The sequence below is a fragment of the Cognatilysobacter tabacisoli genome, assembly GCF_003586305.1.
Taxonomy (GTDB): domain Bacteria; phylum Pseudomonadota; class Gammaproteobacteria; order Xanthomonadales; family Xanthomonadaceae; genus Cognatilysobacter_A; species Cognatilysobacter_A tabacisoli.
In genome coordinates this window covers 127,793-148,955 of the sequence record NZ_QXJI01000001.1, presented here as the reverse complement: position 1 = coordinate 148,955, position 21,163 = coordinate 127,793, and the positions used below count along the sequence as shown (strand labels likewise).

At 71.5% G+C, this 21,163-nt stretch carries 23 protein-coding genes; 8 read left to right on the top strand and 15 right to left on the bottom strand.

What is annotated here, in order from left to right; all coding sequences use genetic code 11:
- Window positions 1–66: 66 nt before the first annotated feature.
- On the bottom strand, window positions 67–543 hold the full coding sequence (locus tag D3A60_RS05240) for a hypothetical protein (RefSeq protein WP_119717691.1): 477 nt from the start codon (window positions 541–543) through the stop codon (window positions 67–69).
- Between the two features lie 99 nt (window positions 544–642).
- Entirely contained in the window at window positions 643–1,194 is a 552-nt protein-coding gene (locus D3A60_RS05235) for an NADPH-dependent FMN reductase (protein WP_119717690.1), read from the bottom strand.
- 195 nt (window positions 1,195–1,389) lie between these two features.
- Here D3A60_RS05235 and D3A60_RS05230 point away from each other — a divergent pair, with 195 nt between their 5' ends.
- Both D3A60_RS05230 and D3A60_RS05225 read left to right on the top strand, forming a co-directional pair.
- Window positions 1,390–1,590, top strand: a complete 201-nt coding sequence (locus D3A60_RS05230) for a hypothetical protein (RefSeq protein ID WP_119717689.1) — start codon at window positions 1,390–1,392, stop codon at window positions 1,588–1,590.
- Between the two features lie 4 nt (window positions 1,591–1,594).
- A complete protein-coding gene (locus D3A60_RS05225; RefSeq protein ID WP_119717688.1) occupies window positions 1,595–2,611 on the top strand; it encodes a magnesium transporter CorA family protein in 1,017 nt (338 codons plus the stop codon).
- A gap of 12 nt (window positions 2,612–2,623) precedes the next feature.
- Here D3A60_RS05225 and D3A60_RS05220 read toward each other — a convergent pair whose 3' ends face one another.
- Entirely contained in the window at window positions 2,624–3,439 is an 816-nt protein-coding gene (locus D3A60_RS05220) for a MipA/OmpV family protein (protein ID WP_119717687.1), read from the bottom strand.
- A gap of 156 nt (window positions 3,440–3,595) precedes the next feature.
- The gene (locus D3A60_RS05215) at window positions 3,596–6,127 is read right to left on the bottom strand and encodes a bifunctional diguanylate cyclase/phosphodiesterase (protein WP_196778659.1); all 2,532 of its coding nucleotides are present in this window, start codon (window positions 6,125–6,127) and stop codon (window positions 3,596–3,598) included.
- 221 nt (window positions 6,128–6,348) lie between these two features.
- On the opposite strand from D3A60_RS05215, the gene D3A60_RS14705 reads away from it, so the two are divergent.
- Both D3A60_RS14705 and D3A60_RS05205 read left to right on the top strand, forming a co-directional pair.
- Entirely contained in the window at window positions 6,349–6,966 is a 618-nt protein-coding gene (locus tag D3A60_RS14705) for a DUF411 domain-containing protein (RefSeq protein ID WP_231120420.1), read from the top strand.
- 34 nt (window positions 6,967–7,000) lie between these two features.
- Window positions 7,001–7,489: an AAC(3)-I family aminoglycoside N-acetyltransferase gene (locus D3A60_RS05205; protein ID WP_119718982.1), complete on the top strand. Its 489-nt coding sequence runs from the start codon at window positions 7,001–7,003 to the stop codon at window positions 7,487–7,489.
- Here D3A60_RS05205 and D3A60_RS05200 read toward each other — a convergent pair.
- A complete protein-coding gene (locus D3A60_RS05200; protein WP_119717685.1) occupies window positions 7,486–7,842 on the bottom strand; it encodes a DUF3147 family protein in 357 nt (118 codons plus the stop codon). The genes D3A60_RS05205 and D3A60_RS05200 overlap by 4 nt on opposite strands.
- Before the next feature lie 238 nt (window positions 7,843–8,080).
- On the opposite strand from D3A60_RS05200, the gene D3A60_RS05195 reads away from it, so the two are divergent.
- Entirely contained in the window at window positions 8,081–8,572 is a 492-nt protein-coding gene (locus tag D3A60_RS05195) for an MgtC/SapB family protein (protein ID WP_119717684.1), read from the top strand.
- On the opposite strand, the gene D3A60_RS05190 is transcribed toward D3A60_RS05195, so the two are convergent.
- Window positions 8,566–8,913 carry a heavy-metal-associated domain-containing protein gene (locus tag D3A60_RS05190; protein ID WP_196778658.1) on the bottom strand — a complete coding sequence of 116 codons (348 nt, stop codon included), beginning with the start codon at window positions 8,911–8,913 and terminating at the stop codon, window positions 8,566–8,568. The two genes, D3A60_RS05195 and D3A60_RS05190, sit on opposite strands and share 7 nt — an antisense overlap.
- Before the next feature lie 94 nt (window positions 8,914–9,007).
- Here D3A60_RS05190 and D3A60_RS05185 point away from each other — a divergent pair, with 94 nt between their 5' ends.
- Both D3A60_RS05185 and D3A60_RS14460 read left to right on the top strand, forming a co-directional pair.
- Window positions 9,008–9,466 carry a hemerythrin domain-containing protein gene (locus tag D3A60_RS05185; RefSeq protein ID WP_119717682.1) on the top strand — a complete coding sequence of 153 codons (459 nt, stop codon included), beginning with the start codon at window positions 9,008–9,010 and terminating at the stop codon, window positions 9,464–9,466.
- A 67-nt stretch (window positions 9,467–9,533) separates the two neighbouring features.
- Window positions 9,534–9,692, top strand: coding sequence for a hypothetical protein (locus D3A60_RS14460; RefSeq protein ID WP_157981401.1), 159 nt, complete (start codon window positions 9,534–9,536; stop codon window positions 9,690–9,692).
- A gap of 28 nt (window positions 9,693–9,720) precedes the next feature.
- On the opposite strand, the gene D3A60_RS05180 is transcribed toward D3A60_RS14460, so the two are convergent.
- The 9 genes from D3A60_RS05180 to putP form a co-directional block, all read right to left on the bottom strand.
- Window positions 9,721–11,184, bottom strand: a complete 1,464-nt coding sequence (locus D3A60_RS05180) for a PAS domain-containing sensor histidine kinase (RefSeq protein WP_455423425.1) — start codon at window positions 11,182–11,184, stop codon at window positions 9,721–9,723.
- 313 nt (window positions 11,185–11,497) lie between these two features.
- Window positions 11,498–12,790, bottom strand: coding sequence for an adenylosuccinate synthase (locus D3A60_RS05175; RefSeq protein ID WP_119717680.1), 1,293 nt, complete (start codon window positions 12,788–12,790; stop codon window positions 11,498–11,500).
- 291 nt (window positions 12,791–13,081) lie between these two features.
- The gene (locus D3A60_RS05170; RefSeq protein ID WP_119717679.1) at window positions 13,082–13,273 is read right to left on the bottom strand and encodes a DUF2065 domain-containing protein; all 192 of its coding nucleotides are present in this window, start codon (window positions 13,271–13,273) and stop codon (window positions 13,082–13,084) included.
- A gap of 3 nt (window positions 13,274–13,276) precedes the next feature.
- Window positions 13,277–14,140 (bottom strand): protease modulator HflC, encoded by an 864-nt coding sequence (gene hflC / locus D3A60_RS05165; protein WP_119717678.1) that lies wholly within the window; start codon window positions 14,138–14,140, stop codon window positions 13,277–13,279.
- On the bottom strand, window positions 14,137–15,249 hold the full coding sequence (hflK, locus tag D3A60_RS05160) for an FtsH protease activity modulator HflK (RefSeq protein ID WP_119717677.1): 1,113 nt from the start codon (window positions 15,247–15,249) through the stop codon (window positions 14,137–14,139). Before hflK ends, hflC begins: the two co-directional genes overlap by 4 nt.
- Before the next feature lie 142 nt (window positions 15,250–15,391).
- Window positions 15,392–16,804 (bottom strand): GTPase HflX, encoded by a 1,413-nt coding sequence (gene hflX, locus D3A60_RS05155; protein WP_119717676.1) that lies wholly within the window; start codon window positions 16,802–16,804, stop codon window positions 15,392–15,394.
- 172 nt (window positions 16,805–16,976) lie between these two features.
- Entirely contained in the window at window positions 16,977–17,255 is a 279-nt protein-coding gene (gene hfq, locus D3A60_RS05150) for an RNA chaperone Hfq (protein WP_119717675.1), read from the bottom strand.
- Between the two features lie 165 nt (window positions 17,256–17,420).
- Window positions 17,421–18,380: a tRNA (adenosine(37)-N6)-dimethylallyltransferase MiaA gene (gene miaA / locus D3A60_RS05145; protein WP_119717674.1), complete on the bottom strand. Its 960-nt coding sequence runs from the start codon at window positions 18,378–18,380 to the stop codon at window positions 17,421–17,423.
- 43 nt (window positions 18,381–18,423) lie between these two features.
- Window positions 18,424–19,929, bottom strand: coding sequence for a sodium/proline symporter PutP (putP, locus tag D3A60_RS05140; RefSeq protein ID WP_119717673.1), 1,506 nt, complete (start codon window positions 19,927–19,929; stop codon window positions 18,424–18,426).
- A 109-nt stretch (window positions 19,930–20,038) separates the two neighbouring features.
- Between putP and D3A60_RS05135 the strand changes: the two genes are divergently transcribed.
- Complete coding sequence (locus tag D3A60_RS05135) at window positions 20,039–21,115, top strand: alkane 1-monooxygenase (RefSeq protein ID WP_119717672.1); 1,077 nt, start codon at window positions 20,039–20,041, stop codon at window positions 21,113–21,115.
- Window positions 21,116–21,163: the final 48 nt, after the last annotated feature.

Below are 21,163 nucleotides of genomic sequence, written 5' to 3'. Positions count from 1 at the left end.
GGCAAGGGGTTCGGGAAGGGAGGCGCCACGCGCCTCCCTTTTCGTTTCCGCCAGCCGGCGTGGCCGCTAGCGCGCGACGACGTGCAGGTGCGGGCCGACGCGTCCGTCGGCCAGGTAGGCCTCGACCTCGGGGAACAGCGACACCAGCTGCGACACCACCTCCGACGCGTCGTGGAATTTCTCGCGCGCCAGCAGGCGCTCGGGCAGCGGCTTGTCCTGCCGGAACCAGCTGGCGGTCGTCGCGCCCCGGCGCGGCTGCAGGCGAGCGGCGTTGGGGGTCCAACTGGCCACGACCCGCTCCGCCGGCAGCACGCGGTCGGACAGCGCCATCCCGGCGACCGGACAGCTGCCGACGTTGACGACGAAGCGCGTGTCGCCGTCCTCGTCCCATTGCAGGTCGAACAGCTGCACGGTGTCGCCGACCGTGCGGCGGAACCCGAGGAACGCCGGCGCCTCGCTCAGATCGACGCTGAACCCCCGCGCGCTCGCCAGCGGTACGAACACCCGCTTGATCTCGCGCCGCAGCGCGGTGGTGGTGCCCATGCGACGCGCGCCCTCGCGGCGCGAAGGGGGGCGCCGGCATCGAACCACTCTACGCCTGCGTGACGCGCACCGCGGCCTCGGCCGATACCGCTCGGCGGATCAACCCGCGTGCCGCTTGACCCACCCGACGTACGCGTCCATCCAGCCCTGCAGGAACTCGCGGCTCTGCGCCCCGATCGCCCCGTCGGCATCGACCAGGCCGTCCTTCTGCTGCACGAACGCCTCGGGCTGGCCAAGCGTCGGGCAGTCGAGGTAGGCCAGGATGTTGCGCAGATGCTGCTGCGCCAGCGCGGTGCCGATGGCGCCGACCGACACGCCGATCACGCCGGCCGGCTTGCCGGCCCAGGCGCTCTGGCCGTACGGGCGCGACGCATGGTCGATGGCGTTCTTCAGCACGCCGGGCACCGACCGGTTGTACTCGGGCGTCACGAACAGCACGCCGTCGGCCGCGGCGATCTCGCCCTTCAGGCGCTTCACCGGCGCGGCCGGGCTGGCGTCGTCGTCCTGGTTGTACAGCGGCAGGTCGCCGATGGCGCTGTCGCTGAAGCTGAACTCCTTGGGCCCGAGCTTCACCAGCGCGTCAGCGAAGCGCCGGTTGAACGATTCGCGGCGCAGGCTGCCGACGAAGACGGCGATCTTGTAGTGGCGCATGGGGGCATCTCCGACCGACGAGGGTGGCGTGCACCGTAGGCGCCGCCGCGTTACCGCACCGTCACCGGCTTCGCCCAGCGGCGCGCCGACCGCGCCCCACGGCGTGTGCGACAGCTGAACGCTGCCGGTGCGCATTCGCCACGCTTTCACCGCGGGGCCCCAATGCTGGCCGCCCCACCGGCTGGAGCCACCGACATGGCAAAGCGCGAGCTGATCGCTCCCAACGGCGACAAGCGACTGATCCGTCGCGACGAACAGGGCCGCATCCGCGAGTCCGACGACCTCGGCAAGTCGCTGGCGCAGGACGTGCGCCAGGCCGCCAAGCGCCCCGCCCCGTCCGGCCAGGGCGACCGCGGGGACCGCGGGGACCGCGGGGACCGCAAGAAGAAGCACTGAGCCCGTGCGCGCCGCCGAGGCCGCGTCCGGACACTCAGGCTGCCTGCCCGAGCCGGCCGGCGACGGCACGCACGCGGTGCTGTTCGACGCCGACGGCAACGACCGCGAGCAGCCGCTGGACGCGCTGCGGCTGGACGCCCTGTCCGAGCGCCAGCTGCTGTGGATCGATCACCAGGGCCACGGCGTGCGCGATCTGCTGCGCCGGCTCGGCCTCGGCGACGCGCTGCCGGCGCTCGACGACGACTGGGAGCGGCCGAGCCTGCGCAACTTCGGCGAGTGGTTCCTGGTCCACGTGGTCGCGATTGCGCCGGGCGAGCGGCTGGCGTGGCGGCCGCAGTCGCTGCTGGTCCTCAGCGGCGAGAACTTCGTCGTGACCCTGCACCGCGAGCCGCTGGACTACCTGGCGCAGCTGCGCGACCGCGAGCGCGCGGAAACCCGCATCGGCGTGCTCAGCGCCGAAAGCTTCACCGCGTCGCTGCTGGACTGGCAGATGTCGACCTACTTCGACGCGGTTGCCGAACTCGAGGCCGACGTCGACGAACTCGAAGTGCAGCTGCTGGCCGACCCGAAGCCGCGCGACTACGTCGCCGAGCTGGCGGTGCTGCGCCGCGCGGCATCGCGGCTGCGCCGGATGATCACGCCGCACCGCCAGGTCTACGGCGCGATGGCGCGCCCCGACTTCCGCCCGGAGGCCGGGCCCGACGTGCAGGCGCAGTTCCGCGCGCTCAACGAGCGCTTCGAACGCAGCCTGGACACGGTCGAGACCGCGCGCGAGCTGGTGATCGGCAGCTTCGAGCTGTTCGCCACGCACGCCGCGCAGCGCACCAACGACATCATGCGCGTGCTGACGTTCGTCACCGTGCTGCTGGGCACGCTGGCGGTGCTCGCCGGCGTGCTCGGCATGAACTTCGACACGCCGTTCTTCCGCACCGGCACGCGCGGCTTCGTGATCGCGATCGTGTCGATGCTCGGCCTCGTTGCCGGCGCCCTGGCGCTCGCGAGGTGGAGGCGCTGGTGGTGATCGCGTCGGCCGCTAGTCCGCGCCGAAGCGCCGCGAGACGTTCAGGAACACCGCACGCTGCACGTCGGCGTCGTCGTCGACCAGCGGGCTGTCGGTGATCGCGTCGTCGAGCGCGTCGACCTGCACCCCGGCGACCAGCACCCAGTGCCGCGCGAACGGCCGCAACCAGCGCACGCCCGCGCCCGGAATCACCGCGGCCCCGGGCCGGTAGCGCGGCACGCCGGCGGCCTCCTCCGCATCGAGCGTGCCGTAGTAGTAGTCCGCCAGCCGGGGCGACCAGCGCTGCACCTGCACGGTGGGCGTCAGCATGCCGCCGGCGAACGGGATCGGCAGGCCGTGCTCGACGCGCGCGGCGACGCCGTCGCTCGCCCCGCTGACGTCGGCCTTGAGGTCGGCACCGAACACGCCGGCGCCGGTCTGCCACACCAGCGCGAGCCCGGCGTCGACGCCCTGGTCGCGGTCCTGCAGGGAAGCACGGTCGATACCGCGCGCCGCCAGCGCCGCCGCGTCGAGGTCGTCGGCGTCCCAGCCGTCGAGCCGCGCCGACAGCGTGGCGTCGAGATGGACGCGGCCCCACGTCGCCAGGTGCGCGCCGCCGGCGATGCCGCGGAAGAAGAAGCGCTCGCCTTCGTAGCCGATCGTCGGCACGACGAACTGGCGCGCGTCCTCGCCGAGCATCACGCCGTCGCTTCTGATCGCGGCGACGCCGAGCGACAGTCCGTCGGGCGCAGGGCGCATCGCCGGCGGGGCCGGGTCGGCCGCCTGCTGGGCGAAGGCGGGCGACATCAGCCCAGAGAGCAGCATCGTCAGGCAGGACATCCGAGGCATGAGGTGTCTCTTGGCAGGTTGCGCCAACCAGATACGGACGAAGCGGGGTCGGGTATGCACGCCTCTCGCGATCGCGAGGGGCCACTGCGCGCCCCGGTGGACAAATGAGAACACGACGCGCGCCGACCCCTTTAGCGGGAGGCGGGCGCGGGGGGGCTAGGGCGATCCCGCCGCGGAGCGGGCTCCGTCGAAGCGCCCGTGACGCAGCAGTTCAGCCATCTGCGCTGCAGGGACCGGCTTGCTGAAGAGGAAGCCCTGCAGTTCGTCGCAGCCACGCCTCAGCAGAATGTCGACTTGTCCGGCCGTCTCCACGCCTTCAGCGACCACCTTGAAACGCAGCGCCTTGGCAATCCCGAGAATGGCGTCCACTACGAGCGCCTGGCGCGGGTCGGTCGGTAGCGCGGCGACGAAGCTTCGATCGATCTTGAGCACATCGAAGGGCAAGCCGCACAGATAGCTCAGGCTCGCGCGCCCATTGCCGAAATCGTCGATGGCGATCTGGATGCCGCGGGCACGCAGCCCGGTGAAGATGGCCCGGGTGCCCTCGTCGTTCGCCAGCACCTGCGACTCGGTCACCTCGACCTGCAGCATTGAACCCTCGACCCCGCTGGCTGCCAAAGCGCGGTCAACGGCGCCGAGGAAGTCCTCGCCGACGAGCCGCAGGACGGACACGTTCACCGCTACGGGCACCACCGGAATACCCGCAAGGCGCCACGCAGCGACTTGGCGAGTTGCCTCCTCCATCACCCATGCATCTATCTCGCCGATCAGCCCGGCTTCTTCCGCTACAGAAATAAACTCCTCCGGCGACACCAACGCACCGTCCGGCCTGTGCCAGCGCACGAGGGCCTCGAGGCCGCAAATCGTCGAAGCGTCGCGGGCCACCTTTGGCTGGTAGTAAAGCTGCAGCTCCCCTTCGACGACGGCTCTGCGCAGGGCAGTTTCCAGCATCAGCCGGCGCGTGACCTGCTCGTTCATTTCCGGTGCGAAGAACGCGAAGCGACGCCGACCTGACTTCTTCGCGTGGTACATGGCCGCGTCGGCGCTGCGCATCAGGCTCGGCGGGTCCATACCGTCGTGCGGATAGATTGCGATTCCAATGCTGCACGAGACGTACAAGTGGTGCTCCTCGACCTCAAACACCTGGTCGAGAGCGGCGATGACCTTCTCCGCGACCCGCGCCGCATCGCCTTGTTGCTTCAGGCGGTCCAGAAGAATTACAAACTCGTCGCCGCCTTGCCGGCTGACCGTGTCGTCGCCGCGCACAACCTGCCGAAGTCGTGCGGCGACCTGCTGAAGAAGTCGGTCACCAACGTGGTGACCGAGCGAATCGTTGATTCGCTTGAAATGGTCCAGGTCAATGAAGAGCGTGGCTAGCGCCGTGCCTGCGCGCTGAGAGTGCAGCATCGCCTGGGTCAGGCGGTCCTGCAGCAGGATGCGGTTGGGCAGGTCGGTGAGGTAGTCGTGCTGCGCCAGATGCGACATCTTCAGCGCCATCGCGCGCGACTCGCTCACGTCGTGGAACACCATCACCCCTCCAATGACACGACCGGCGCGGTCGTGAATCGGAGCGGCAGAGTCCTCGATCGCGGACGTATATCCATCGCGGCGCACGAGCAGACTATTCAGGGCAAGTCCAAGCACCTTGTCGTCGCGCATGGCTCGATCCAGTGGCGCAGGCGCCGGATCGCCCGTTTCGGCATCGTGGATGCAGACAACCTCGTGCATGTTGCGGCCGATTGCGTGCTCGAGCGGCCAGCCGGTCATGTCGCAGGCCACGCGGTTCATGTAAACGATCTTCTCTTCCGCATCGACGGCGACAACTGCATCGCCGATCGATTCGAGCGTGACCTGTGCGAGCTCCTTCTCCTGGAACAGCGCTTCGCGCGTGAGGTCGCGCTCGGCGAGCACGATGGAGACCACCACCGGTCCGAGGATGCTCAGCGCGCAGTAGAGCGCAAGTTCGCTCGATCCCAGCTGGCCGGGTTCCAAGCCGGGAACGTCTGCGTGCAGGCCGCCCAGCGCCAGGGCGATGACAAGCGCCATGTTTGCCGCGCACAGGAGCGCGGTACCGAAACGGCCGAACCGGAACGCAGCGAGCAATAGCGGCACGGCAAGTACGACGAACGGCCTGGCCAACATTAGCCACGCCAGCGCAGTCGTTGCCAGAGACAGCACCACGATTGCCGCATTCGCTGCGCCTTGGCCCGCCGCCCAGAGCTGCGTGAACCGCCCCGGCCGGTAAGCCAGGACGGCAGGCAGACCGACGACCATGCCGAACGCGTTCCCTACCAGCCAAGTGAAGACCGCGCTCCAGTACGGGCTACCGACTTGCTCTGCGGCCACCCATCCGGCAAACGCCGCCGAAGGCAGCGGGGCCACGACGGCGGCGATCATCAGCAGCTGTCCCAGATTCTTCGCCGTGCCCAGTCCAACCGGGTCGATGTCCCAGCGCCTCAGCAAGTAGTAGGCCAGCCCGATTTCAGCGACGCGCGCCGCCGACACGGGCCAGACGAGCCCATCGATGCGACCGCCGAGCACATTGGAGATCACCAGGGCGATGAGGCCCGCCACGAGGTAGGGCCAGACCTGCGTTGGACGCCACCGCAGCAGCAACCCCAGGGCGAGCGCCCCGCCGACCCGAATCGGCGCATAGTCTGCCGTTTCGGTGGGCAGCAGCAGGCTCAAGTAGCTCGCGACGAACCAGAGCGAAGCCAGTAGCAAGATCCGCGCTAGCTCGGCCGAAATAGGGACCACACGCTCCACCGCAGCTGCCATGTCGCGCCGCCCCCGACCGCTCTAGGCCGAGCATACGCCTTTTGCTGAACCGCACTCCGACCCAGAGACGCTCAGGCACACTGGCGGCCTGCCCTTCCCCGCGCCGCGCTGGCGCCCGCCTGGAGCCGACCATGCCCACCGCCCCCCGTTCGCCCCGCCTGCTGACCCCCGCCGCGCTCGGCGCGCTGTTCGTGCTGGCCGCGTGCCAGGGCGCCTCGACGCCGGCCAGCGCGCAGGGTGCGGCCGCATCGCAGGGCACGGCAGCGGCCGCGCCGGCTGCGTCGTCGCCAGCACCGGCGACCGCAACCGCGGCGACCGCCACCGCCAACCCCGCCGCGGCCTCGCCGGTTGCCGCGCTGCCGCTGGTGACCGTCCACAAGAGCCCGACCTGCGGCTGCTGCGGCCTGTGGGTCGAGCACATGCAGCAGGCCGGCTTCACCGTCGAAGTGATCGAGTCCGACGAGGTCGGCGCGGTCAAGGAGCGCGTCGGGGTGCCGTACGGCAAGGGCTCGTGCCACACGGCCGAGGTCGGCGGGTACTTCGTCGAGGGCCACGTGCCGGCCGAGGACATCAAGCGCCTGCTCGCCGAGAAGCCCGACGCCAAGGGCCTGACGGTGCCGGGCATGCCGCTCGGTTCGCCCGGCATGGAAGTGCCGGACGGCCGCGTGCAGCGCTACGAGACCGAGCTGGTCGGCCGTGACGGCGGTACGACGACGTTCGCGGTGCATGGCGAGGCCGCCGCCGAATAGCGGCCACGCGCCGCGCGACGACCGGCACGCCACCATGGAGCGCTCCGACCTCCGCCTGCTCGGGCCCGACGACGTCGACACGATGCGCGGCGTGCTCGCGATGTTCGGCGCGGCGTTCGACGATCTGCCCACGTACACCGACGCACAGCCGCGCGACGCCTACCTCGCGCGGCTGCTGGGCAGCCCCACCTTCATTGCCGTCGCTGCGCTCGACGGCGCCGCGGTGGTCGGCGGCCTCGCGGCCTACGTGCTGCCGAAGTTCGAACGCGAGCGCAGCGAGGTGTACCTCTACGACCTGGCAGTGGCCGAGACGCACCGTCGGCGCGGCATCGCCACCGCGCTGATCGAGGCGCTGCAGCGTGAAGCGCGCGCCCGCGGGGCGTACGTGGTGTTCGTCCAGGCCGACCACGGCGACGACCCGGCGATCGCGCTGTACACCAAGCTCGGCACGCGCGAGGACGTGCTGCACTTCGACCTCGATGCCGACGCCGACGCCACATCCGGCGGCGCGACGCCGGGCTAGCCGAACAGCCGCAGCTGCAGCACCCGGTCGACGCCGAGCAGCGCGCCGTAGGCGGCAAGCGTCGCCGCGATCCCGGCGCCCATCGCCGGCCAGAACGCCACGCCGGCCTTCACCGCGGCCGGGAACACCGCGAAGAACGCCAGCGACGGCAGCACCAGCCAGAAGATCCCGCGCGCCAGCTGCGCGGCCTGCTGCGCATCGCCGGTGTCGCGGTACAGCCACACCAGCGCCAGCAGCGACGTCAGCGGCAGCGACGCCAGCAGCGCGCCGGCCAGCGAGCTGCGCTTGCCGAGCTCGCTGATCGCCACGACGATCACCGCGGTCACCAGCACCTTGGTCAGCAGGACCAGCATGTAGGCCTCCAATGGCAGGCATGGGCGTCAGGACGTTGCCGCGGCGCGATCGCGCGGGCGCGGTGCTGACCGTAGCGCCGCCGCCACGGCGGGCGCGTGAGCGCGGCCCGCCGGCGCATTCGAAGCGTTGGGAATCCAGCCCCCACGCTGCGCCAGTCCGCCCGGTCACACCGGGCGGCCGCGGACGCGAACGACTGCGACCACGCGGCCGTTACGGTCGCCGCGGCATCGTGCCTGGATGGACTGGGAGCCCCAACTGCGCGTCGTGCTCGACGTGGCGTTCGCGATGCTGCTCGGCGGCTTCGTCGGTTTCGAGCGCGAGATGAAGGATCGGCCGGCCGGCTTCCGTACCCACATGCTGGTGGGCGGCGCAGCCGCGCTGCTGGTCGGCGTCGGTCGGCTGGCGATGCTGGAGAGCGACTTCCGCGACAACGCCACCCTCCAGATCGACGTGCTGCGCCTGGTCGAGGCGGTCGTGGCGGGCGTCGCGTTCATCGGCGCCGGCACGATCTTCGCCACCCGCGGTGGCCAGGCGGTTGCAGGCATCACCACGGCCGCATCGCTGCTGATGGTGGCGGTGGTCGGCGTTGCGGTCGGCTTCCAGTTCCACGTGCTGGCGACGTCGGTGACCGCCTTGACGCTGGTGGTGCTGACCCTGCTCGGCCTGCTCGACCGGCGGCGCCAGGCCGCCGGACGCGCAGGCGCGCGCTCCCGCGATTCCGATCAGTAGGCGAACGAGCGGTCGTCGCGCAGCCGCACGGCCGTGTCGGTGGCCCGCGCGTCGATGACCCGCGCGACGGCGAAGCCGCGCTGCTCGATCACGCGCCTCGCCTGCTCGACGCTGACGCGACCTTCGATCCGGACTCTTCGCCCGGCGGCGCAGACATTTATCCGGGCGCCCAGGTCCACGCGCAGCACCGCATCGGTGATGGCGCGGACGCAGTCGCCGCAGCGGATGTCGTTGACGTGCAGCATCATCGTCGCCGTTCCTCGTGCCGGGAAGAATCCGGCCGCGCCGGGCACCTCCCGGTTCGGCGGCCCGGAGGCGGCCTCCCGCCGGGTCGCGTGCACGTTCGACCTTCCCACCGGGGCAAGGTCAAGCCGGCGGACGCCGCGTTGACGGCCGGGCCGCTAGCCTGCCCGGCGTTGCCCTGAGGATCCCGCGATGCCCGACTCCATCTACGACGCCCTGCGCGAAAGCCACGAGCGCCAGCGCGCACTGCTGCGCCGCCTGCTGCGCAGCCGCGCCGGCACCCAGGCGCGCATCGCGCTGTTCACCGAGGTCCGCGTCGAGCTGGCCGCGCACGAGGCGGCCGAGGAGCGCTACCTCTACGCGCCGATGCTGATGGACGACGCCGGCCTGATGTCGACGCGTCACGCGCTGCACGAGCACCACGAAATCGACGAGCTGGTCGCGGAGCTGCAGGCGCTCGACCCGGCCGGCACCGCGTGGATCGAGAAGGCGCGCGAGCTGTCGCACGAGGTGCACCACCACCTGCGCGAGGAGGAGAAGAAGTTCTTCCAGGTGTCCGGCAAGGTGCTCAGCGCGGCGGAGAAGACGCGCCTGGCCGGCCAGTACCGGCGCGACTACCAGCGCATGCACAAGAAGCTGTCGGCGCAGTGACCCGAGCCCACGCGGTGGGCGCCGCATCGGCGGCCCGCTGCGTCCACGACCACGACGCGGAGACCCCATGTTCGGACTGAGTGTGTGGCAGCTGCTGGTGGTGTTCGTCGCGGTCGTGCTGCCGCTGCTGGGGCTGGTGCTGTTCGGGCTGCTGGTGGCGATCATGGCGCGGCGGCCGCTGCCCGGCCCTGAGTCACAGCGCGCCGACGACCGGTTCGAGGCCTGACCCAACCGGCCCTTCGGAACCCGCCCGCCTAGCGCCACCCCGCATCGGACGCGTCGTCGATGCGCGGCAGGCGGATCCGGAACTCCGCGCCGCGACCGGGCTCGCCGCGGCTGAAGACGCTGATCTCGCCGCCGTGCTGCGCGACCAGCTGATGGGCGAGGCTGAGACCGATCCCCAGGCCGTCGTGCTCCCGCAGCGATGCGTCGCGCTCGCCCTGCGCGAACAGCTTGAACACGTACGACAGGTCGCGCTCGGGGATGCCCGGCCCGTTGTCGCTGACCGCCAGCTCCGCGTGCGGCCCGTCCGCCCGCAGCGCCAGCCGGACCGAGCCGCCTTCGGGCGTGAACTTCGCGGCGTTGTGCAGCAGGTTGCCGAGCACCTGCACGAGGCGCATCGGGTCGCCGATCACCCACAGCGCCTCGGCGCAGGCATCGACCTCGAACGCGTGCCCGCGCGCCTGCATCAGCGGCGCGGCCGCCTCGACCGCGTCGTCGACGACGGACTGCAGCCGCACCACCTGGCGGTCGAGGTGGATCTTGCCGCTGACGATCCGGCCGACATCCAGCAGGTCTTCGACGAGACGGCGCAGGTGCGGCACCTGCCGCGCCAGCACGTCGGTGACGAAAGTCAGTCGCTCGGGCGTCGGCGCACCGTGCTGCAGCAGCGACACGGCATTGGAGATCGGCGCCAGCGGGTTGCGCAGCTCGTGGCCGAGGACGGCGAGGAACTGGGTCAGGTGGCGGCTTTCGTCCTCGAGCATCGACACGCGCTTGCGCTCGGTCAGGTCGCGGGTGACCTTCGCGTACCCGCGGTGGGCGCCGTGCTCGTCGAACAGCGCGGTGATCACCACGCTCGCCCAGAAGCGCGTGCCGTCCTTGCGCAGCCGCCACCCCTCGTCCTCGAAGCGGCCGTGGGCAAGCGCCATCTCGAGTTCGTGGCGCGGCCAGCCCTGCTCGATCAGCTCGGGCGGGTAGAACACCGAGAAGTGACGGCCGATGATCTCGTCGGCGGTGTAGCCCTTGGTCAGCTCCGCCCCGAGGTTCCAGCTGGCCACGCGGCCGTCCGACTCGAGCATGAAGATCGCGTAGTCGCGCACGCCCTCGACCAGCAGGCGGAAACGCTCGTCGCTCTGGCGCAGCAGCTCCTCCTGCAGGCGCCGCTCGGTGAGGTCGCGGGTGACCTTGGCGTAGCCGCGATGGGTCCCGTCGGCGTCGCGCAGCGCGGTAATTACAACGCTCGCCCAGAAGCGCGTGCCGTCCTTGCGCAAGCGCCAGCCCTCGTCCTCCATCCGTCCGTCGCGCAGGGCCAGCTCGAGTTCGCGGTCCGGCCACCCGCTTTCGCGCTGCTCCGGCGGGTAGAACAGGCTGAAGTGGCGACCGAGCACATCCTCCGCGGCGTAGCCTTTCAGCAGCTCGGCCCCGGGGTTCCACGAGCGGATGTAGCCGTCCGGGTCGAGCATGAAGATCGCGTAATCGCGCACGGCGTCGACCATCCGCCGGTAATCGGCGTCGACGAGCGGCGCGACGGGGCGGACGCCCCCGGCGCCTGCGGATTCCTGCGACGACATCTCCAACACTCGTGCCTGCTGCCTGATGGCGGCCCGACGGCCGCGGGGCGGCGCGGGCCCCGTGTGCAACCCCCGCGCTCGAGCGGGAGGGTGCGGCGGCTACCGGCAGCGCCGCGTGAACGCGAACGAGGCCCCCGTCGCGTCCCCGCGCGGCCGCGCCGGCGCCACGCGGCCGTGCGCACCAACGAAAAGCCCCGCACGCGGCGGGGCTTTCCGGGTCATGCCTGTGCGGCCGGACTCAGGCGAACGGATCGCGCAGCACGATGTTGGCGTCGCGGTCCGGGCCGGTGCTGACGATCGCCAGCGGGCAGCCGGCCAGCTCCTCGAGCGCGCGCAGGTAGGCGCGGGCCGCGGCGGGGAGCTTGTCCCACTCGGTGATGCCGTGGGTGTTCTCGTCCCAGCCCGGGAACTCCAGGTACACCGGCGTGCACTCGTCCCAGCCGTCGGCGTCGAGCGGCGCGTACTCGGTGCGCTTGCCGCGGTACTCGTAGGCGATGCAGATCTTCAGCTTCTCCATGCCGTCGAGCACGTCGAGCTTGGTGATGCACAGCCCGCTGATGCCGTTGATCGCCACCGCGCGCTTAAGCGCAACGATGTCCATCCAGCCGCAGCGGCGCGGGCGGCCGGTGGTGGCGCCGTATTCCTGGCCGCGATCGCGCAGGCCCTGGCCGACCTCGTCGTCGAGCTCGGTCGGGAACGGGCCGCCGCCGACGCGCGTGGCGTAGGCCTTGGCAATGCCGAGCACGTAATCGATCGCGTCGGCGCCGACGCCGGAGCCGGCATACGCGCCGCCGACCGTCGTGTTCGACGAGGTCACGTACGGGTACGTGCCGTGGTCGATGTCGAGCAGCGAGCCCTGCGCGCCCTCGAACAGCACCTTCTTGCCCTGCTTGCGCAGCTCGTGGAGGATCCCGGCGACGTCGGACTTCATCGGCTCGACGTACTCGCCGAACGCCAGCGCCTCGTCGAGCGTCTTCTGGAAGTCCACCGCCTCGACGCCGAGGTACTTCGTCAGCACGAAGTTGTGGTAGTCCATCGTCGAGCGCAGCTTCTCGGCCAGCTCCTTCGGGTAGCTCAGGTCGGACACGCGGATGCCGCGACGCGCGACCTTGTCCTCGTAGGCCGGGCCGATGCCGCGCCCGGTCGTGCCGATCGCGCTCTTGCCGGCGGCCTTCTCGCGGGCCTGATCCAGGGCGATGTGGTACGGCATGATCAGCGGCGTGGCCGGGCTGATCTTCAGGCGGCTGCGGACCTCGATGCCGGCGGCCTCGAGCTCGCCGATCTCCTTCATCAGCGCGGCCGGGCTCAGCACCACGCCGTTGCCGATCAGGCACAGCGCGTCGTCGCGCAGGATGCCGGACGGAATCAGGTGCAGCACCGTCTTCTTGCCGCCGATGACCAGCGTGTGGCCGGCGTTGTGGCCGCCCTGGAAGCGGACGACGCCGCCGATCTCCTTGGTCAGCAGGTCGACGATCTTGCCCTTGCCTTCGTCGCCCCACTGGGCGCCCAGGACTACAACTGACTGGCCCACGGCCTTGCTCCTCATGTACGGATGGGTTCGGCCCGCCTCGGGGCCGGCGCCGGGCGCGGACCGCCCAGACACGGAAAAAGCCGGGCGGGGCGTGCTGCTGCGAGCGGCCCCTTCCGGCTTTCGGGAATTATCCGGGTTTTGGGTGGGCGCGGCCACCCTTGCGCGACGCGATCGGACGGGGCGGGCCCGGCACGGTTCAGGACAGCGCGTGGCATGGAGCCGGCCATCACACCCGCGCTCCCGTTCGGATGAAGCCGACAGGCCGAAGCACGGCCTGCCGCAGGCGGGGCGTCAGCCGGCGCGCACCGCCCACAGCGACAGCAGGCCGGCGGCCACAATGACCGCGCCGGTGATGCGCATGTGCCGCTCCGGCAGGTGGTACAGCTGCTCGACCATGCGCTTCCAGGCCCGCGGGCTGACGAACAGGAACAGCCCCTCGATCACCGCGACCAGGCACAGCGCGGCCAACAGGTCCGTGCTCATCGATTACCGGTCGGAGCGCAGGTACTGCAGGAACGGGTCGTCGCGGTCGAGCACGATCACGCTGTCGCCGCTGGAGAACGACTTGCGGTAGGCCTCGAGGCTGCGCTGGAACGCGTAGAAGCCCGGGTCCTTGTTGGCCGCCTGCGCGTACAGGCGGGTGGCCTGGGCGTCGCCCTCGCCGCGCAGGGTCTGCGCGTCGCGCTCGGCCTCGGCCAGCGCCACCGAGCGCTCGCGGTCGGCCTCGGCGCGGATCTGGTTGGCCGCCTCCTCGCCCTCGGCGCGCAGCTTGCTCGCCACCTGCTGCCGCTGCGCACGCATGCGGTTGTAGACGTCCTCGATGACCTTGCTGTCGGTCGGCAGGTCGATCTGCTTCAGGCGCAGGTCGACGATCTGGATGCCCAGCGTCGACGCGCCCTTGTTGATCACGTCCAGCTGCGCGGCGACGATCCGGGTGCGGTCGCCGGATACCACCTGCTGCAGCGTGCGCGAGTTGATCTCGTTGCGCAGCGCGTCGCGGATGATCGGGGCCAGCCGCTCGACCGCGGTCTCCTCGTTGCCGCCGGTGGCGCGGTAGAACGCGCGCGTGTCCTCGATCTGGCCGATCGCGAAGAAGTCGACGCTGACGTCCTTGCGCTCCGAGGTCAGGTAGCGCTCCGGCTCGGCCGGCAGCACCTGCAGGCGGCGGTCGAAGACGCGCGCGGTTTCGACCAGCGGCCATTTGAAGTGCAGGCCCGGGCCGATTTCCGAGCGCGACACGCGGCCCAGGTTCAGCACGATGGCGGTGTGGCCCTCGGCCACGACGAACACCGAGCCCAGCAGCGCGAGCAGCGTGGCGACGATGCCGGCGACGACGATAGAAACTCTCATCGGGTGGACTCCTCGCGGCCGTTCGGGCGCGCGTCGCGCGCCGGACGGGTGTCCTGCGCCTGCGGGGTGGAGGTGACCGGGCCGAGCAGCTCCGGCGTCAGAGCCGGGGCCGGGCCGGCGGCGCGGTTGCCGCCCTGCCCGTCCATCGGCACGTAGATCAGCTGGCGCGAATCGCCGCCGACGATGGTGCGGTTGTCGGCGAGCACCTGCTGCACGGTGTCGAGCCACAGCCGCTTGCGGGTGACTTCCGGCGCGGCCTTGTACTCGTCGACCAGCAGCGAGAAGCGCTGCGCATCACCGGTGGCGCGCGCGATCGCCGACGCCTTGTAGCCCTCGGCGACGGTGCGGGTGCGCGCCGCCTCACCGCGGGCCTCGGGCACGATCTTGGCGGCGTACGCGCGCGATTCGCTGATCAGGCGCTCCTTGTCCTGCTGCGCGCTGTTGACGTCGTCGAACGCCGGCTTGACCTCCTGCGGCGGCCGCGCGTCGGGGAGGTTGAGTTCGGTGACCAGCAGCCCGGTGCGGTAGGTGTCGAGCGAGCGCTGCAGTTGCCGCTCGGAGGCCGCACCCAGCTGCGCGCGCGCGCCGAGCACGGTGTCGAGCGTGGCGCGGCCGACCTGCTCGCGCACGGTGCTCAGCGTGGCCTGCTTGAGGACCTCATCGCCGTTGCGGGTGCCGAACAGATACTGCTGCGGGTCGCCGATCTTGTACTGGACGTTGATCGCGACGTTGACGATGTTCTCGTCGCTGGTCAGCACCGGCACCGTCTCGCTGAACGTCTTGATCTCGGTCGCGTTGACCTTGGTGACCCGCTCGATCGGCCACGGCGCCTTCAGGTGCGGGCCCGGCTGCAGCACGCGGGCGAACTGGCCGAAGCGCAGCACCACGCCGCGCTGCTGTTCGGTGATCAGCACGAACGAGTTGAACAGCACCCACAGGCCGAGCACGATCGCGACCCAGCGCCAGATCCCGTCGCCGCCGCCGGCGCCGCCGAACAGGCCGCGCAGCGGGTCCAGCAGCTGGTCCAGCCCGCGGTTGCCCGGTCGTCGCGACCGCGGCGGGCGGTTGCTGCCGCCGGAATTGTCACTGCCAGGGGTGTTCCAGGCCATGCCTGCTCCTCAGAGGTGTCGCGCCCCGTCCGTGGGTGCCGCGCGCGCCGGTTGGCACGAAGGTTCGATTCTAGGTGGGGGCCCCTAGCGCCTCAAGCAAACGCCGGGAGTGCAGCAGGTACGTGCGAACCGGCGCGCCGGATCAGGCCGGCACCCGCCATGCGGCATCGGCGTCGTCGACCGGCAGGGTCTCCAGCAGCGGCCGCAGCCATTCGCCGTGCGGCTGCACGAACAGGCGCTGGGCATCGGCGACGGCCAGGTCGACCGTGACGTTCCAGCCCGCTTCGTCGCCGGTTTCCGACTCGACCGCGCCCAGCTCGTGCAGCCGCGCCCGCAGGCGCGCGGCCTCCGGCGGAATGCGCAGGTCGCCGCGCAGGTGGCGCAGCTCGAGCGCCTCGCCGAGCGCGGCGCGCAGCAGGTCAAGCCCGTCGCGCTCGCGCGCCGACAGCCACACGCGCTGGCGGCCATCGGCCGGGCGGTCGTGGCGCGGCGATACCGGCGGCAGGGACGGGTCGTCACCCGCCGCGACGGCTTCGTCCGCCGGCACCGCGCCATCGGTCGGCGACGCGTCCGGCATTCCGGCGCGCGCGAGCTTGTCGATCTTGTTGAACACCAGCAGCTGCGGCAGGTCGCCGGCGCCGACCTCGGCCAGCACCGCGTCGACTTGGGCGATGCGCTCGTCGCGCAGCGGGTCGGCGGCGTCGACGACGTGCAGCAGCAGGTCGGCCTCGCGCGCCTCCGACAGGGTCGAGCGGAACGCCGCAACCAGTTCGTGCGGCAGGTCGCGCACGAAGCCGACCGTGTCGGCCAGCACCGCGCTGCCGCCGGACAGCTCGATCCGGCGCACGGTCGGGTCGAGCGTGGCGAACAGGCGATCGTCGGCGTAGGCCTCGGCGCCGGTCAGCGCGTTGAACAGCGTGGACTTGCCGGCGTTCGTGTAGCCGACCAGCGCGACGCGCGGCAGCGCGCTGCGCACGCGCGCGCGGCGCATCTGCGTGCGCTGGACCTCGACCTTGTCGAGCCGCTTCTGCAGCTGCTCGACGCGCTTCTGCAGCAGCCGGCGGTCGGTCTCGAGCTGGGTCTCACCCGGGCCGCGCAGGCCGATCGAACCGCCGCGCTGGCGCTCCAGGTGGGTCCAGCCGCGCACCAGCCGCGTGGCCATGTGCTTGAGCTGGGCGAGTTCGACCTGCAGCTTGCCCTCGGCGCTGTGCGCGCGCTGGCTGAAGATGTCGAGGATCAGGCCGGTGCGGTCGACCACGCGGCGCTGCAGCGCCTTCTCGAGGTTGCGCTCCTGGCCGGGGCTGAGCGGATGGTTGACGAGCACCAGGTCGGCGCCGGTCGCGTCGGCCGCGGCCTTGACCTCCTCCAGCTTGCCGCTGCCGATCAGCATCGCGGCGTTGGGCTTGTCGATGCGCGCGGTCAGCACCGTCGCCACGGTGGCGCCGGCCGAGCGGGCCAGGTCGATGAATTCCTCCAGCACTCCGTCGTCCGGCGGGCCGCCGGCGTGGGTCTGGATCAACAGCGCGTTTTCACCCTTGCGGGAACGTTCGAACATTCGGGGGATTCTGCTCCGGTCCCCGCCACCGGGGTTCCGCAGCAATGGGGGCGCCGCCGCCCCGCTTCAAGACGGCCCGGACGAACGGTGGCGATGGACCGGGCCCGGCGGCGCGCGCCGGGCCCGCGTTGCACCGCGCCCGAGCGCAGGTCCGGTCGCCGTCGGCAAACGCCTACTCGGCGTCGTCGGCGTCCGGCTCGCTGCTGCCGTCGCCCGGCTGCACGTACCCGCCGCCGGGTCCGACGCGCACGTTGCGCGCCGGGACGACGGTGGATATCGCGTGCTTGTAGACCATCTGGCTGACGGTATTGCGCAGCAGCACGACGAACTGGTCGAACGACTCGATCGTGCCCTGCAGCTTGATGCCGTTGACGAGGTAGACCGACACCGGAACGCGTTCGCGACGCAGCGCGTTCAGGAACGGGTCCTGCAAAGATTGCCCCTTGGACATCGCAATATTCCCCAGCTGGTTCTAGTTATTAGGCCGGCCCGATGGCCGCGTCGCCGCGCTGTCCCCGCAGCGGCAACGGCCCGATGGTAGCGCAATCGGGCTTGGCGCGATCCGGCGCCAGCGCGGGACTGCGACGCCCGCCCGGGATTGCACGCGCGCCGCGTTTCAGCGCGCGCCGAGGAATAGCGCCAGCGCCTGCTCCAGGCGATCGCGCCCGGCCAGCGGATCGAACCAGCGCGCGTCGAGCTGCCCACGCAGCCACGTCAGCTGGCGCTTCGCCAGCTGGCGCGTGGCGTGGATGCCGCGCTCGCGCAGCGCATCGAGGCCGTACGCACCGTCGAGGTGCTCCCAGGCTTGGCGGTAGCCGACCGCCCGCAGCGCGGGCAGGTCGAGCGGCCGCGGGTGCGCCTGCAGTTCCGGCATCGCGCGCAGCGCGCGGACCTCGTCGAGGAAGCCGCCGGCGAGCATCTGGTCGAACCGGCGCGCGATGCGTTCGTGCAGTAGCGCGCGGTCGGCCGGCGCCAACACCAGCTTCAGCACGCGGAAACCCAGCGGCGGCGTCGACGATGGCGCGCGCCGCCAGTCGGTGATCGTTCGGCCCGACAGCCGGTACACCTCGAGCGCGCGCTGGATGCGCTGCGCGTCGGTGGCGTGGATGCGCGCGGCGGCGATCGGGTCGACGCCCGCCAACTCGGCATGCAGCGCCGCCCAGCCGCGCTCCGCTGCCTCCGCCTCCAGCCGCGCGCGCGTCGCCGCGTCGGCTTCGGGCATGTCCGACAGCCCGTGCAGCAGCGCGTGGAAGTACAGCCCGGTGCCGCCGGCGAGGATCGGGATGCGGCCGCGCGCGGAGATGGCGGCCATCGCCGCGCGCGCGTCGACGGCGAACTCCGCCGCCGAGTACGGCTGCCACGGCGCGCGCAGGTCCAGCAGGTGGTGCGGCACGCGCGCCTGTTCGTCGCGGGTCGGCTTGGCCGCGCCGATGTCGAGCCCGCGGTACACCAGCGCCGAGTCGACGCTGACGATCTCGCCGCCGAGCCGCTGCGCCCACTCCAGCGCAAGCGCCGTCTTGCCCGACGCGGTCGGGCCCATCAGCGCTATCGCGTCGGGGCGCAGGTCCAGGCCCATCGACCTCGGCTCCAGTCGCGTTCGCGCGGCTCGCGGCGCCGCGTCAGTAGCCCTGCTCGGCGAGGGTCTCGCGCACCTGCGCGTGGCGCGTCGCGATCGCGGCGCCCGGGGCGCGCCCGAGCAGGCTGACGACCACGATCGCGACCGTGGCGGCGATGAAGCCCGGCACGATCTCGTACAGCGCGCTGCCCATCTGCCCGACCGCCACCTGCTTCCACGCGATCACCGTGACCGCGCCGACGACCACGCCGGCCAGCGCGCCGTTGCGGGTCATGCGCCCCCAGAACAGCGACAGCAGCACGACCGGGCCGAACGCTGCGCCGAAGCCGGCCCACGCGTACGACACCAGTCCGAGCACGCGGCTGTCGGGGTCGCGCGCGATCCAGATCGCCACGAGCGCCACGAGCCCGACCATCGCCCGGCCGAACCACACCAGCTCGCGCTGGCTCGCCGCCGGCCGCAGGAAGCCCTTGTACAGGTCCTCGGTCAGCGCGCTCGAGCACACCAGCAGCTGGCACGACAGCGTGCTCATGATCGCTGCGAGGATCGCCGACAGCAGCACGCCGGCGATCCACGGATTGAACAGCACGCCGGCCAGCGCGATGAACACGCGCTCGTGGTTCTCGCGGACCATGCCGCCCTGCTCCGGATGCGCGGCGAAGTACGCGATGCCGAAGAATCCGACCGCCATCGCGCCGGCCAGGCACAGCACCATCCACGTCATGCCGATGCGGCGCGCGGCCGGGATCGTGCCGAGGCTGTCGGCGGCCATGAAGCGCGCCAGGATGTGCGGCTGGCCGAAGTAGCCCAGTCCCCACGCCAGCAGCGACACGATGCCGACCGCGCCGAGCGCGCCGCCCTTGAACCAGTCGAGCTTGGCCGGGTCGACCTGCTCGACCATCGCCAGGCTCGGCGCCACCCCGCCGAGGCTGATCAGCACCGCGACCGGCGTCAGGATCAGCGCGAAGATCATCAGCGTCGCCTGCATGGTGTCGGTCCAGCTGACCGCGAGGAAGCCGCCGACCAGCGTGTACAGGATCGTCGCGAACGCGCCCAGCCACAGCGCCTGTGCGTAGGGCACGTTGAACACGCTCTCGAACAGCCGCGCACCGGCGACGATGCCGGAGGCGCAGTACACCGCGAAGAACACCAGGATCACCACCGCCGACAGCACCCGCAGCACGCGCTGGCGGTCTTCGAAGCGGTGGGTGAAGTAGTCCGGCAGCGTCAGCGCGTTCTCGGTGCGCTCGGTGTACACGCGCAGCGGTCCGGCGACGTACTTCCAGTTCGCCCACGCGCCGATGACCAGCCCGATCGCGATCCACGCCTCCGACACGCCGCCCAGGTACAGCGCGCCGGGCAGGCCCATCAGCAGCCAGCCGCTCATGTCCGACGCGCCGGCCGACATCGCGGTCACGAAGCTGCCGAGCGAGCGGCCGCCGAGGATGTAGTCGTCGAAGCTGCGCGTCGCGCGCCACGCGATGAAGCCGATCGCGATGACCGCCAGGATGTAGACCGCGAAGGTGATGTGCAGCGGGGACCAGGTCATCGGCGGGGCTCGGCTCGGGCAGCGCGCAGCATAACCGGCGCCACTGCGCGCGCTCGACGCCGGCGTATGCTCGGCGCGTGCCCCGCCCCGGGGCGGACCGGAGGGAGCCATGCCGCGGACGAAAGCCCTCGCGTTCCTGCTGGTGTTCGTCGTGCCGGTCCTGATGCCGGCGGCCGCGTGGCTGGCGGCCACCGGCGTGCCGCGCGAGGTGGCGGCATGGTTCCCGCTGTTCTTCCTGTTCCTGCTGCTGCCGCTGGCCGACTACGCGCTCGGCCACGACCCGGCCAACGTGGCGGTCGAACGCGAGGCGCGGACCGCTCGGCACCCGTGGTTCGTCGGCCTGACGCTGGCGTGCGTGCCGGTGCAGCTGGCGCTGCTGGCCTGGTCCGGCCATTGGTTCGCGCACGCGACGCTGGGTCCGGCGGGCGCGGCGGGCTGGCTGCTGTCGCAGGGCGTCGTCAGCGGCGTGCTCGCGATCAACACCGCGCATGAGCTGATCCACAAGCCGGGTCGGATCGAACAGGCCGCCGGCGGCGTGCTGCTGGCCAGCGTCGGCTACCACGGTTTCAAGGTCGAGCACCTGCGCGGCCACCACGTCCACGTCGCCACGCCGGAGGACGCGTCGAGCGCGCGGCTCGGCCAGTCGGTGTGGTCATTCCTGCCGCGCGCGCTGCTGCGCAACACGTCGAGCGCGTGGCGACTGGAGGCCCAGCGGCTGCGCGAGCGCGGGCGGCCGTGGTGGCACTGGCGCAACGAACTGCTCGGCTGGTCGCTGCTGTGGGCCGGGTTCGCCGCGGCGATGGGACTGTGGCTGGGCGTCGCCGGCCTGGCGTTCTTCGTGCTGCAGGGCGTGGGCGCGGCCGCGTCGCTGGAGATCATCAACTACGTCGAGCACTACGGGCTGGAGCGCCGGCGCGAAGCCGACGGCCGCTACGAACGCACCACCCACCTGCACAGCTGGAACGCCGACTACGCGCTGAGCAACCTGCTGCTGTTCCAGCTGCAGCGCCACTCCGACCACCACGCGTTCCCGCGGCGGGGCTACGCGATCCTGCGCCACCATGCCGACGCGCCGCAGCTGCCCGGCGGCTACGCGGCGATGTTCGTGCTGGCGCTGGTTCCGCCGCTGTGGTTCCACTGGATCGACCCGCGCGCGCACGCGCTGCGGCGCCGTGCCGACGCCTGACCTGAGGTTGTCCCCAGCGTCTGTGGACAAGCCGTCTGACAAGTCCGG